Origin of the sequence: Variovorax glacialis, assembly GCF_051216375.1 — a bacterium.
Lineage (GTDB): Bacteria > Pseudomonadota > Gammaproteobacteria > Burkholderiales > Burkholderiaceae_C > Variovorax.
The window spans coordinates 17,836-30,696 of the sequence record NZ_JBPJZT010000008.1 but is presented as its reverse complement, the minus strand read 5'-3'; the positions used below and the strand labels follow the sequence as shown (position 1 = coordinate 30,696).

General features: G+C 67.4%; 12 protein-coding genes. 6 read left to right on the top strand and 6 right to left on the bottom strand.

Going from position 1 to position 12,861, the window contains the following annotated elements; genetic code table 11:
- The first annotated feature begins 28 nt into the window (after positions 1-28).
- The 4 genes from ACSFBL_RS21185 to ACSFBL_RS21170 are packed head-to-tail and all read left to right on the top strand — an operon-like array spanning position 29 to position 4,437.
- Complete coding sequence (locus ACSFBL_RS21185) at positions 29-460, top strand: hypothetical protein (RefSeq protein WP_435517791.1); 432 nt, start codon at positions 29-31, stop codon at positions 458-460.
- A gap of 4 nt (positions 461-464) precedes the next feature.
- Positions 465-1,760: a hypothetical protein gene (locus ACSFBL_RS21180; protein WP_435517790.1), complete on the top strand. Its 1,296-nt coding sequence runs from the start codon at positions 465-467 to the stop codon at positions 1,758-1,760.
- A complete protein-coding gene (locus tag ACSFBL_RS21175) occupies positions 1,742-3,214 on the top strand; it encodes a Dyp-type peroxidase (protein ID WP_435517789.1) in 1,473 nt (490 codons plus the stop codon). The genes ACSFBL_RS21180 and ACSFBL_RS21175 overlap by 19 nt, the downstream gene beginning before the upstream one ends.
- A complete protein-coding gene (locus tag ACSFBL_RS21170) occupies positions 3,211-4,437 on the top strand; it encodes a catalase family protein (RefSeq protein WP_435517788.1) in 1,227 nt (408 codons plus the stop codon). The genes ACSFBL_RS21175 and ACSFBL_RS21170 overlap by 4 nt, the downstream gene beginning before the upstream one ends.
- A 73-nt stretch (positions 4,438-4,510) precedes the next feature.
- On the opposite strand, the gene ACSFBL_RS21165 is transcribed toward ACSFBL_RS21170, so the two are convergent.
- Together ACSFBL_RS21165 and ACSFBL_RS21160 are read right to left on the bottom strand one after the other, a co-directional pair.
- Positions 4,511-6,988: a PAS domain-containing hybrid sensor histidine kinase/response regulator gene (locus tag ACSFBL_RS21165; protein ID WP_435517787.1), complete on the bottom strand. Its 2,478-nt coding sequence runs from the start codon at positions 6,986-6,988 to the stop codon at positions 4,511-4,513.
- On the bottom strand, positions 6,985-8,688 hold the full coding sequence (locus ACSFBL_RS21160; RefSeq protein ID WP_435517786.1) for a SpoIIE family protein phosphatase: 1,704 nt from the start codon (positions 8,686-8,688) through the stop codon (positions 6,985-6,987). Before ACSFBL_RS21160 ends, ACSFBL_RS21165 begins: the two co-directional genes overlap by 4 nt.
- 156 nt (positions 8,689-8,844) lie before the next feature.
- Here ACSFBL_RS21160 and ACSFBL_RS21155 point away from each other — a divergent pair, with 156 nt between their 5' ends.
- Positions 8,845-9,159, top strand: coding sequence for an NIPSNAP family protein (locus tag ACSFBL_RS21155; protein ID WP_435517785.1), 315 nt, complete (start codon positions 8,845-8,847; stop codon positions 9,157-9,159).
- Positions 9,160-9,176: 17 nt separating this feature from the next.
- Positions 9,177-9,488: a hypothetical protein gene (locus ACSFBL_RS21150; protein WP_435517784.1), complete on the top strand. Its 312-nt coding sequence runs from the start codon at positions 9,177-9,179 to the stop codon at positions 9,486-9,488.
- A gap of 25 nt (positions 9,489-9,513) precedes the next feature.
- Here the strand turns inward: ACSFBL_RS21150 and ACSFBL_RS21145 are convergent, their stop codons facing one another.
- The 4 genes from ACSFBL_RS21145 to ACSFBL_RS21130 all read right to left on the bottom strand — a co-directional run bounded on the left by ACSFBL_RS21145 (position 9,514) and on the right by ACSFBL_RS21130 (position 12,790).
- Complete coding sequence (locus tag ACSFBL_RS21145) at positions 9,514-10,209, bottom strand: glutathione S-transferase (protein WP_435517783.1); 696 nt, start codon at positions 10,207-10,209, stop codon at positions 9,514-9,516.
- Positions 10,176-11,522 (bottom strand): MATE family efflux transporter, encoded by a 1,347-nt coding sequence (locus ACSFBL_RS21140; protein ID WP_435518118.1) that lies wholly within the window; start codon positions 11,520-11,522, stop codon positions 10,176-10,178. Before ACSFBL_RS21140 ends, ACSFBL_RS21145 begins: the two co-directional genes overlap by 34 nt.
- Before the next feature lie 137 nt (positions 11,523-11,659).
- Positions 11,660-12,232 (bottom strand): DUF2239 family protein, encoded by a 573-nt coding sequence (locus ACSFBL_RS21135; RefSeq protein ID WP_435517782.1) that lies wholly within the window; start codon positions 12,230-12,232, stop codon positions 11,660-11,662.
- Between the two features lie 60 nt (positions 12,233-12,292).
- On the bottom strand, positions 12,293-12,790 hold the full coding sequence (locus tag ACSFBL_RS21130) for a hypothetical protein (protein ID WP_435517781.1): 498 nt from the start codon (positions 12,788-12,790) through the stop codon (positions 12,293-12,295).
- Positions 12,791-12,861: the final 71 nt, after the last annotated feature.

Below are 12,861 nucleotides of genomic sequence, written 5' to 3'. Positions count from 1 at the left end.
CGATGGGGTTTCCCCAGAGGAGAAGCACATGGCGTATGACGTGCAACAACTGCTCGACATGTCGCAGCAGCAGCTCGACGACCTGTTCCGCGCCAGCCCGGCTGGCGACATCCCCAACGGCGAGGCTGAGGGCACGGCCATCATCGCGCCGGGCACGCACTACTCGCAGTCCATCGCGAAGATCATCAACCAGTTCGGGTGGCAGGGAAAAATCTTCGACGCGCAGAAGGGCGTGCTGATCAACAAGATCACCGCGGCCGGCATTCCCGCCATCATCGCCACGGTGGGCAAGGGCGAGAGTTGGCTGGACAACAAGGAATGCATCGTGCTCGACTACTCGAAGACCTCGCTCGTGGCCCAATGGATCCGCGACGAGATCCGCCTGATCGGGCCGAACTTCTACCTGGGCAAGGTGTATTGGGGCAAGGACCGGCTGATCGACTTCTGCCTGCAGTTCTGATGCGGTGACTCCCCAATCTCACTTCATGGTGGTCGCGCCGCTGGCCACAGGCCGCGAGGCCGGCCTGCGGCAGTTGCTGGACACCATGAACGTGACGCCCGGTGTGGCCGATCCCTCGAACGCGCTCGTGCCTTTCAGCGAATTCGAGCGCCTGCACTTCGCGCGCTTCGCCTTGCTACCCGACACGACGATGGGCGACTTGGAGGTCTTCGACCTGCCGCGGCCCCATGTGCCGACGTACCTGTGCTTCCTTGGCGAATGCGATGGCCCGGCCGACGATCAGCTGGCCGAGTTCGTCGAACGTGCCGGCGACGGCCTGCGCCAGCTGTTCTCACATTGCGAGACCTACGGTACCGGCGCGAATCTGCTCGGATGGCTCAGGTCGCACAGCGTGCCGGTGGCCGCGGGCTACGTGAACCGCATCGGCCGCACCGTGACGCAAATCCGCCAGGACAGCGCGTTGCAGCGCATCCTGTCGTCGCAGGTGCGACGCGACTTCGCCACCGACGTCGACCCGCAGGCGCTGCGACGCGAGTTGCTCGCTGCCGTGCAGGCCGAGATGATCGCCGGACGCCTCGTCCTCACATCGACCGAGCGGACGCCGATGGATTGGCAACTCCGCAATCTGCTGCATGCCATCGGCGTGCCCCTGGTCGGGCTGATCCTGCTGCCGCTGCTGATCGTGCTGGCGCCGTTCGTCGTCCTGCTGCTGCGCCACCACGAGAAGAACGACCCCGAGTTTTGCCCGCGGCCCGAAATCGGTGCCGTGCGGGAAATGCAGCAGCTCGAAGACCACGACCTGACCAACAGCTTCACTGCGCTCGGTCCGGTCAAGCCGGGCTTGTTCCGGCGCTGGCTGACGCAGTTCATCCTGCTGCTCATCGACTATGCGTGCCGCCATGTCTTCGGGCACGGCCATCTCGCGCGGGTGCAGACGATCCACTTCGCGCGATGGGTGTTTCTCGACGGCAAGGCGCGCGTTCTGTTCGCGAGCAGCTACGACGGCAGCCACGAGAGCTACATGGACGACTTCATCAACAAGGCCGGCTGGGGGCTCAACCTGATCTTCAGCAACGGCTTCGGCTGGCCGCGCACCGACTGGCTCGTGAAGGGCGGCGCGCGCCACGAGCTTCGCTTCAAGCACTACCAGCGCCGCCACCAGTTGCCCACGCAGGTCTGGTACAAGGCCTACCCCGGCCTGACGCTCACCGACCTGGATCGCAACCGGCGTATCCGCGAGGGGTTCGACATGTATTCGATGACGGACGAGCAGGCGCTCGCATGGCTGAGGCTGCTATGAACGCGCACCCGGCCGAGGACGACGACATCCAGGGCCTGGTGCGCTTCGGCTATCGCCGCCTGACGCAGGCCTGCTTCCTGCTGCTGCGCGTGACGGATCGCGAGGCCGCATGCGCCTGGCTCGCGCAGGCGCCCGTCACCAGCGCGACGAAGCGCGAATCGGCGCCGGAGACGGCATTGCACATTGCCATCACCAGCGCCGGCCTGCGCATGCTGGGCGTGGAAGAGGACATCGTCGAAGCCTTCTCGCCGGAATTCATCGTCGGCATGAGCGGCGATGCGAGCCGCGCGCGCCGGCTCGGCGATCTCGGGCCGAGCGACCCCGCGGGCTGGCAATGGGGCGGGTCGCCCGAGACGATGCCGCACGTGATGGTGATGCTCTACGCCATGCCCGGCGGGCTCGACGACTGGATCGGGAACGCCATGGCGCATGCCGAGGAAGGCTTCGAGCAGCTGGCCTGCCTCACGACCTCGGACCTGGACGGCGTCGAGCCTTTCGGCTTCGTGGACGGCATTTCCGAACCCGCGATCGACTGGCAGCGCGAGCGGCCGGCGCGCGACGAGGAACTGTCCGGCTACACGAATCGCTCATGCATCGGCGAATTCCTGCTCGGCTATCCGAACGAGTATGGCGAGTACACCGACAGGCCCTTGCTCGACGCGTTGCGCGACCCCGATGCCATCCTCGCGCGCGGGGAAGACGCGCCCGAGCGGGCCGACTTCGGCCGCAACGGCAGCTATCTCGTCCTGCGCCAGTTGCGGCAGGACGTCGAAGGCTTCTGGCGCTACATCGACGGGCAGGTGCAGGGCGACCCCGTGCGGCGCAAGCAACTCGCCGAAGCGATGGTCGGGCGGACCATGGAAGGCGAGCCCCTCATGGGCCGCGCCAACGAAGGCATCGAGGGCGAAGAAGACCCGCGCAACACCTTCACCTACCGCAGCGATCCCGAGGGTCTGCGCTGCCCGGTGGGTGCGCACATCCGACGCAGCAATCCCCGCAATGCCGATCTCCCGCCGGGGCCGCCGGGCTTCATCTCCTGGGCGAAGCACACCCTGGGTTTCGACGCCGATGCACTCGCGAACGATCTTGTCTCGTCGACCCGCTTCCATCGGCTGCTGCGGCGCGGGCGCGAATACGGCGTGCCGCCGCAGGAGGAGACAGGTCTCCACTTCATCTGTCTCGGTGCGAACATCGCGCGCCAGTTCGAATTCGTGCAGGGGGCGTGGCTCGCGGGCCAGCGCTTCGACGGCCTGCCGGGCGAGAGCGATCCGCTCATCGGCAACCACCTGCCGCGCGCCGATGGCACCGCGACCGACGCTTTCTCGATGCCCGTCCCGTCCGGACCTGACAGGCGGGTGTGCGGCATGCCGCAGTTCGTGACCGTGCTGGGCGGCGCCTATTTCTTCCTGCCCAGCCTGCGCGCGCTGCGGTATCTGTCCAGGGGCCAGCCATGAACTCCAACGCCAGCCGACCGACGCCGAGGGCCAACACGGGCTCCGTGGTGCGCAACTTCATCAGCGACACGGGCATGGCGTTCATCCGGCTCGAACGGCGCTTCGATCCCTTCGTCAGGCCCGCATTCGACGCCTTGCTGCGCGATCCGCTCGCACGCTTCACCACCGCCATGATCAACAGCCGGAGGTCGAACGAGGGTCTGCGCATCGCCGAGGAAAGGCTGATGCCCGACGAGGAGAGCTTCACCGACTCGATCGTCAAGAGCTTCACCCGGCAGATGAGCGACCTGTGGAAGCCCGGCGGCTTCGAGCGTGGCGGCAACACCAAGACGCAGGGCATCGTGCGCGGCGAGTTCATCGTGCATGACGACATCCCCGAGCACATGAAGCGCGGCATCTATGCAAAGCACCAGATCTTTCCCGCCTGGGTGCGGTTCTCGGGGCCGGGCCCGTACATCACGCCCGACATCGACGACGTGGGCTTCATGAGCATCAGCATCAAGCTGATGGGCGTGCCCGGGCCGAAGCTGATGGACGAGGAGCAGCACACGCTCGACATGTTCGCCGTCTCCACGCCGACCTTCGTGACGCCGGATGCCAAGTGCAATGCGGCGCTGCAGATCGAGAGCGTGAAGAACGCGCAGATCTTCTACTTCGTGAACCTGCGCGAATCGCATGTGCTCGATCTCGTCATGCAGTCGCTGTTCATCAAGACGCAGAGCAGCCCGTTCGAGGCGCCGTACTTCAGCTGCGTGCCCTACCTGATGGGGGAGGGGCAGGCGATGCAGTATTCGGTGTGGCCGACGACGACGAAGCGCACGCCCATCCCGCGCCTGCCGCTGCGTCCGCCTGACGACTACCTGCGCAACGCGATGGTTGCGTCGCTGGCCGAAGGCGATGTCGAGCTCGACATCCGCCTGCAGATGCAGACCGACCCCCACCTCATGCCGATCGAGAACGCGGGCGTGCTGTGGCCGGAGAAGCTGTCGCCGCGGGTCAGCGTCGCCACGCTGCGGCTTCCGCGCCAGACCTTCGATTCGCCGGCGCAGATGGAATTTGCCAAGCGGCTGTCCTACAACCCGTGGCACACCATCCCCGAGCATCGGCCGCTGGGCAACCAGAGCCGGGCGCGCAGGCGGATGTACTGGGAGCTGTCGAAGCTGCGGCACAACATGAATGCGGTGCCGCATTACGAGCCGACGGGGGATGAGGTGTTCGATTAGGGGCGAGCCGTCCCGGACGCGGGACAGCGTGTCCGGATGCCCAGGACGGAAGAATGAGCCGTGGCCCGGCGCGTCAGGCCGCTTGCCTGCGCCCCGCGGGCCCCTTGAAATAGTCGGCCAGTCGCATCCGTTCCCGCTCGAAGGCCGGCATCCCGGCGAGGACCGCCTGCCAGTCGCCGGTGCGACTCACGCGGTCGATGTGCTCGCATGCCGCCGCGAAATCCGCCGCCCCGACCATCTTGCTGGCGCCGGCCATGCGGTGAGCGCACAGGGTGACCTGCGCGACGTCGTCCCCGGCCACCGCCAGCCTGAGTCCGTTCGAATCGTCCTCGCACGTGCGACGGAAGGCCGCAAGAACCTCGTTCACCATCGAAGCATCGCCACCGCATTTCCCCGCGAGCAGCGCGTGGTCGATCGGGCCCGAAGGTGCGTCGGAAGCCGGCGCCGCGTCGACCGGGGCGCCGGCGGACGAGGTCGCGAGGGGCAGCGGCAACCACCGGTCGACCTTCTCGGTCAGCTGCGCCAGTTCCACCGGCTTGACCAGGAAGTCGTCCATGCCGGCGGCGAAGCAGGTCTCGGCCTCGCCCTGCAGCGCGTTGGCGGTGCACGCGATGATCGGCACGCGCCCGCGTCCCTCGGCGGCTTCCACCCGGCGGATGCAGCGCGTGAGTTCGTAGCCGTCCATGTGGGGCATGTGGCAGTCGGTGATGACCATCCCGAAGCGGCCCGACTTCCACATCTCCAGGGCCTGGACGCCGTCGTCGGCGGTCTGGGCCGCATAGCCGAGGGTTCGCACCTGGCGCAGGATCAGCATGCGGTTGACGGGGTGGTCGTCCACCAGCAGCACCAGCGTTCCCTCCGCCTCGGCCTGCGCGACGGCCGGCGCGATGCGGCGCACGGCCGTCGGTGCCGAGCGCGCTCGATAGCTATCGGCACCGCTGCCGGGCGGCGGCTCGGCGACCGGCAGCGTCAGTTCCAGCGTGACCGTGGTGCCCATGCCCGGCGAACTCTCCATGCTGATCGTGCCGCCCATCATCTGCGCCAGTTGCCGCGAGATCACCAGCCCCAACCCGGTCCCGCCCGGCCGTCGCCGCCCCGGGTCGCCGTCGACCTGGGTGAAGGGCTGGAACAGGCGCTCCTGGTCCTCCGGAGAGATGCCGATGCCCGTGTCCTTCACCTGGAAGCGCAGCTTTTCCTGTCCGTCCGTGCGGCCGAGCCATTGCACGTTGATGTCGATCCAGCCTTCGGAAGTGAACTTGATCGCATTGCTGACGAAGTTGTTGAGGATCTGGCGCAGCCGGACCGGATCGACCCGCAGGGCAGGACTGACGCGCGGATCGACCATGCGCCTCACGATGAGGCCCTTGCCGCTGGCATTGCCGAGGTAGATGCTCTGCACCTCTTCGACCAGCCGCTTGACCGAGACGACCTCGGGACGGACCTCCAGCTTGCCGGCCTCGATCTTCGAGAAGTCGAGGATGTCGTCGATGATGCGCAGCAATGACCGGCTCGACTCGCGCACGAGCCCGAGCGTCTCACGCTGCTCGGCGTCCAGTTCGGTCAGGCTCAGCAGTTCGAGCATGCCGAGCATCCCGTTCATCGGCGTCCTGATCTCGTGGCTCATCGTCGCGAGGAAGGTGCTCTTGGCGCGGTTGGCGGCTTCCACTTCGGCGCTTCGCTGCGCGAGGGCCGAATTCAGGCGCTCGATCTCGCGCTCCTTGCGCTTGCGCTCCGTCACGTCTTCCGAAATGGTCAGCAGGTAGCGTGGCTTGCCGGTGTCGTCGAGGATCGGGATCTTCTTCGCATGGAGGACGCGCACGGTGCCGTCCTGTGCATGCAGGGTCTCTTCGGGGATGTCGACTTCCCGGCCCAGTGCCAGCGCCTCCTTGTCCTTCGCTGTGAAGAAGTCGGCCTCCACCTTGGAACTGACGAAGTCGTGGATCGTCTTGCCGAGCAGCTCCTGCTGGGTGCGCCCGGTCAGTTCCTCCAGGGCGCGATTCACCCGGACGAGCTTCAGGTCGTCGGCGTTCTTGACCATGACCTGGTAGGGGATCTGGTGGATCACCGAGTTCAGGAACGCGTTCGCCGTTTCCAGTTCGGCGGTGCGCAGGTGCACGCGCGCCTCCAGGTCGGTGTTGAGGGCACGCAGGTTTTCTTCCGCCCGGCGCAGCGCCAACTTGTGCTGCTGCTCGGCGAGCGCGCGCCGCACCGAATAGCCCAGCCGCCGCAGACGCTGCTTGACGATGTAGTCGGTGGCGCCGGCCTTCAGGCAATCCACCGCCTGTTCCTCGGTCAACAGCTCGGTGGAAATCACGAACAGCAGAAGCTCCGGGTGCTGCTGTCGCACCTGCCGCACGAGGTCGAGACCGCCGGCCTCGTAGTCGCACAAGACCAGGTCGAAGGCTTGCCGTTGCAGGGCGGATGCGAAATCTTCCCTCGTCTGCACCCACGCGATGTCGCAAGCGAGGCCTTCGTCCTGCAGCCCCTGCCGGATGCGCTGCGCATCGGCCGGGTCGTCCTCGAGATGCAGCACTCGGATGGCAGCGGTCATCGGGGTCCGTCCTGCTCGCCGCGCAGCGACTCGACGACCTCCTTGAATTCCTCGCGGTTGCGTTCGCTCAGCGCGGAGAGTGCCTCGTGCGCGTGCAGGATCCGCTTGTGCAGCGCGGCCTGGTCGCCCTGCGTGCCGAGCGGGTAGAGCTCGGGCGCGGCGGGACCGTCCTCACGGATGGCCGTCAGCACTTGCGACATGCTCAGTTCCTCGAAGAGGGCGCGCACGGCCGGGGTCACGCCCGCGAGTGTCACGCCGCCGCGGGCGACCAGTTCGTGCACGGTGCCGAGGCAGGTGCTGTCCATGTATTCGCAGCCGGAGAGGTCCAGCACCAGGGGGCGTCCGCCGTCCAGCACGGCCAGGGCGGTTTCATGGAAGGCATCGCAATGCATCCAGCTGGCCCGGCCGCGCAGTCCGAGGTAGGCCGCGTGGCCGGCTTCGCCGAAGAACACCGCCTCGGCCTCGGATCGCGGCGCGCCGGACGCGACGACCGCGGGGCGTTCGGCGCCGTTGTCGAACCAGGAGGCCCCGGCGTGCGCGTCGATGAGCAGGATGGTCACGTCGTCGCGGTCCACGCCCACCGGCGCGTCGGCGTGAAGGCGCGACATCACTTCCTGCGCGCTGGAGAGCGGCGTGGCGAGCACCTCCTGCAGCAGTTCCTGCTCGCGCTCCGAGCCCGAGGGCAGCAGCCCGTCCGTGTAGAGGAGGATCCGGTCGCCCGCGAGGAGCTGCAACCGCTCCTGCTCGAAGTGCGCGTCCGGCGTCAGGCCGAGCGCGGGGCCGGTGCGGCGGATCAGGCGCGTCTCGCGCCCATCGCGTGCGTGCAGCACGGGCGGATGGCCCGCGGAAGCCAGCGTGAGGCTGGCGTCCGAGGTGTCCAGCAGGCCGAACACGGCCGTCAGGAACAGGCCGGGCGCCGCATGCGCCTCGCAGATCGAGCGGTTCACCGCGGCCATCACCTCCGCCGGTGGCAGCGCGAGGCCCGTCGCCGGATCCACCAGGACCAGTCGCTGCTTGAACAGCACAGAGAGCATCGCGGACGTCACGCCATGGCCGGTGGCGTCGGCCAGGTAGAAGGCCAGGTGCTGATCGCCCAGCCGCACCACGTCGTAGAGGTCGCCGCCCACATGCTGTCCGGGCCGGTAGAGCGCCTGGATGCAATAGCCTTCCATGGGTGGCGGGCTCCGTGGGAGCAGGGCGCGCTGGATGACTTCAGCGCGTTCGAGGTCGCGGCGCAGTACTTCGGAGGTTTGCTCGAGTTCGGTGACCTTGCGCTGCAGCGCCCGGTGCAGGTGCTCGCGTTCGGCCAGCAGTTGACGGCGCTCGAGCGCATTGCGCACCGCGACGCCCATTTCTTCGAGGTGCGGCGATTTCGACAGGAAGTCGAAGGCACCCAGGCGGATTGCGGCGACCGCCGTGTCGAAGGTCTCCAGCCCCGAGAGGACGATCCACATCGCATCCGGCACCGCCTGCCGTCCCCAGCGCAGCAGTTCGAGGCCATCCATCCTCGGCATCATGATGTCCGTCAGCACCAGCGCCACTTCCGGGTGCTCACGCAGGACCTGCTGCGCATCGATGCCGTCTGCAGCCTCCAGGACGGGCGTGCAGCCGAGCCTTACGAGCGACAGCTTGACCATCAGGCGGGCCACCGGCTCGTCGTCCACCACCAGCGCGACGGGAGGGACAGGATCGAGGTTCATCACATCCTCTGGCAGCCAGGCTGCCGTGCAACGAGGAATTCTCCGAGCCGGCGGGCGCGATGGCAAGCCAGGACCGTCCGGAGCTGCAGTTGTGGATTGCCCCGCGAGCGGACCGGTGCTTCAATGTCGGACATCACAGCGGCGAAGGAGACTCCCATGGCCTACGAAGCGCGATATGTCCTGCGACCCAACCCGGGCGCCGATCTCGGGGCCGTCATCGAAGCCGTGAAAGCAGGCGCGGCGCTGTGGAAGAAGCATGGCGCACCGGACCCGCAGCTGTGGAGCGTGGCCGCCGGCGAACTGGGCAACTACGTCCTGACCATCCAGTTCGACAACGCGATCGAGTACGCGAAGGTCACGGATCCGTTGTCGGCCGATCCCGAATTCCGCCGCTGGCAGGCGAACAACGTCGAGTCTGGTGCGTTCACGTGGGTGCGCAGCAACCTCATGCGCGAACTCGCTCTCTCTTAGATTTCATGGAGTTGCAAATGGCCCAGCACGCGATTTCTGCTGCTCACTACGAAGGCGCCGGGATCGATCTGGTCGCCATCCATCAGGTCGTGGAGAGGGAATTCGGCTCGACAGGGCTGGCCCTCGGTCCCGCACAACGGATCAGCATCCACGACTGCGCCAATCTCATCGCGGCCGGCGAGGAGGTCTGCCTCGTGCGACGCACCGAAAGCCACGAATGGGAAATCAGCTGCGACGTCGAACTCGCGCCGGGCGGGAACAGCATCACCGGCGTGGACATCGTCGGGCGGCCGAACGACGCGCTGCAGCAGTTGCCGGTCTGGCACTAGCGAGCGAAAGGGCTGACGGGCGGCCTCAGGCGGGCCGCAGCTGCGCGGGAAAGCGCACGCCGGGGTCGCCGGCACGCCATGCTGGGTACTTGTCCATCACCTGGCTGAACACGGGTGCGTTCAATCGCGCCGCGAGCCATTCGCGCAGTCGCGGCCAGGGCTGCGCGTCGAACCAGGCCGCGTCGACCTGCGCGAACTGGCGCACGAATGGCGCAATCGCGATATCCGAGAGGGCCACCTGGTCGCCATGCAGACAGCGTGAGACCTGAAGCCGTGCATCCAGCCGCCGGAGGAAGCGGGCGCCTTGCTCGCGATGCGTCACTGCGTCGCCGCCCGGCTGGCGCTCGGGATATTTGTAGCCGTCCAGATGCCGCTTGAACTCGCCATCGCATTCGGCGATGAGCGAAAGCATGTCGTCCAGCGTCCCTTGCGGCGGCTGCAGCCAGCCGTCGGGGTCGCTGCGCCGAAGCGCCCACAGCATGATGTCCAGGCTCTGGTCGATCACGCGCCCGTCGACGTCGACCAGCACCGGCACCGTGCCCTTAAGCGAGGCCGCGAGGAGATCGGCCGGCTTGTCGCGCAGCACGACCTCGCGCAGTTCGCAGCGCTGTCCGCTCGCCGCGATCGCCATGCGTGCCCGCATTGCATACGGGCAGCGGCGGAACGAGTAGAGGACCGGGACCGGCGTCAGATCAACCGGCGAATCGTCTTCTTGCGCCATACGAAGCGGTAGTAGCACGCCTGCATCGTCAGCATCGCCGTGAAGGCGACGGGGTAGGCGATCCAGATGCCGTTGAGCCCCATGCGATGGCTCATCCACCACGCGACCGGCACTTCGATCAGCCCGATGCAGAAGATCGAGATGGCCGTCGGCACCAGCACCGAGCCGCTGGCCCGCATGATCCCCGAAAGCGCGGAGCCCATGCCGAAGATCACCGTGCTCCAAAGCATGATGTGCAGCAGCGTCTGCGCCACGTCGATGACCGGCTCGCTGGTGATGAAGAAGCCCATCAGCGGCCGCGAGAAGAGGTAGCCCAGCACGACCAGCGAGCCGGTGAGCACCAGGTTCATCATCAGCGCGGTGCGGGTGATGGCGCCGAGGCGGTTCACCTGGCCAGCGCCGATGGCCTGCGCACCGAGGATGGACGCCGTGATCGCGATCGAGATCGCCGGGAACTGCACATAGGCAACGACCTGGTTGACCGCGCCGTACGCGGCCGTCGCGCTCGATCCATAGGCGTTGACGAAGGACAGCAGCGCGATTTCCGCCAGCGACACGACGATCATCTGCACGCCGGTCGGCACGCCGACTTTCAGGACGGCCTTGAGCAGTGCCGGCCGCACGCGCAGGTGCCGCATGAAGTCGGCATCCGGCGCGAGCACGCTCTTCTTGCGCCGCAGGTGAAAGCCCAGCCACACGGTCGCGACCACGAACGAGATGACGGTGGCGCAGGCGCCGCTCGCCACGCCGAGCTGCGGCAGGCCGAACCAGCCGCGGATGAGCGCGGGCGTGATGAACAGGCCCAGCAGGGTGGAGATCATCAGCGTGTAGAGCGGCGTCACCGTGTCGCCGACGCCGCGCAGCATCGCGGTCGACAGCAGGAACACGAAGAGCCCTGGCATCGCGATCAGGATGATTCGTGCATAGCGCGTGGCGTCGGCCAGGATGTCGGGTGGCGTGCCCAGCATGCGCAGCATCGGCTCGGTGAAAGCCCCGCCGAACAGCGCAACGCACAGGCCGAACAGGATGCCGACCGTCAGCGTGGTGCCCGCCACGGCGCGCGCCTTGTCGGGCTCGCGCGCACCCCAGGCCTGGCCGATCAGCACCGAGGCGCCGGCGCCCAGGCCGATGGTGAAGGCGATGAAGAAGAACATGATCGGGAAGAAGCTCGACACCGCCGCCAATGCGCCGACGCCGATCATCTGCCCGAGGTAGACGTTGTTGAGCGTGCCCGACAGCGACTGCAGGATGTTGCTGAGCAGCATGGGCGCGAGGAAGATCGCGAAGGTCTTCCACAGCGGACGCGACGCCATGGCCGCGGCGCGCGGGTTGGCGTGCGAGGCGATCTGCGGCGGCACCGGGTCGGCCACGGAGGCGGGCGGCGCAGCAATCTCGCCGGCGTGCTGGATGTCCTCCGCGTCGATGGCGGCGGAGGTGGTGACCGGCGGCTTCATGCGGCGCTCCAGGCGGCCGCGGCGAGCTTGTCGAGATGGTCGCGCAGGTCTTCCGGCCAGGGTGCGATCAACTGGTCGAAGCGTGCGTGCTCGCCGGCGAAGAGGGCGCGCGTTGCTTCCTCGAAGCCGGGCAGGTCGCCAGCGATGGCGGTCATGAAGCGGTAGGTGGCTTCGCGCGCTGCACGCTGCGCGTCGCGGTCGGCATGCACGTGCCGCGCCTCGTCGACGAGCCGGCGCAAGGCCACCGACGCACCGCCGGGCTGGCGGGCGAGCCAATCCCAATGGCGTGGCAGCAAAGTGACTTCGCGCGCCACCACGCCGAGCTTGGGCCGCCCGACGCTGCGGGTCGCCTGTTCGTCGGATGGGGCGGATTCCGCCGGCGGGACGTCGTCGCGCAGGTCGAGGTCGAGGCGTTCGCCGGTACTGTCATCGAAGACGAAAGGGAGCGCGTCGTCGCGCTGGCCGCGGTGCTTTCGCAACTCGGCGATCACCTGCGAGCGCGGACCGGACGCGATGCGCCGGAAGCCCGCGAAGACGGTGAGGGTGGATTCGGATGTGGAGGAGGGCATGGGGCGCGAATAATACCCGGACGAAAATTGATTTTCAATCTACCCGGATGAAAATTTTTGTCAGGACGGCCTGCGCACGCTGCGCCACCACCGTCGCATGCTGTTCTTCAGGGCGCGGACGGCTTTCCATGGGGCGCTCTGCCGCACGGCTGCAAGGAGCCCGTCCTTCCAGTCCTTCCATCGCGGGTACCAGCGTGCGAACACGGGGATGCGCATCAGGGCCGGCTCCAGCAACTGGAAGAGCCACGCCAGGATGGCTGTGCCGACCACCTTTGCGGCGAGCAACAGGATGACTGCGCTCTTCGCATGCCCTTCGCCCAGGAGGAACAGGCCGAAAAGCTTGACCGGCAGCAACAGCAGCATCGGCGCGAAGAAGACCAGCACGGCGGCCCACGATGGCAGGGCGCGCAACCCGTTTTCGAGATGTGCCCAGACGGCCAGCCGCGAGAGCTTGCCCAGCGCGCGGGCCAACGGCTCCCAGCCCCACTCCTCGAACAGCAGCACCGGCAAGAGCACGGTTGCGGCGATCGCGCCAAGGAGTTTCTTCAGGATACGCATCGGTGACGATTGTGGCCCGGCCCCTATGGCAAACTTCCGCGCTTTATTCGAAAGGCGCCGGATTTCGGCGC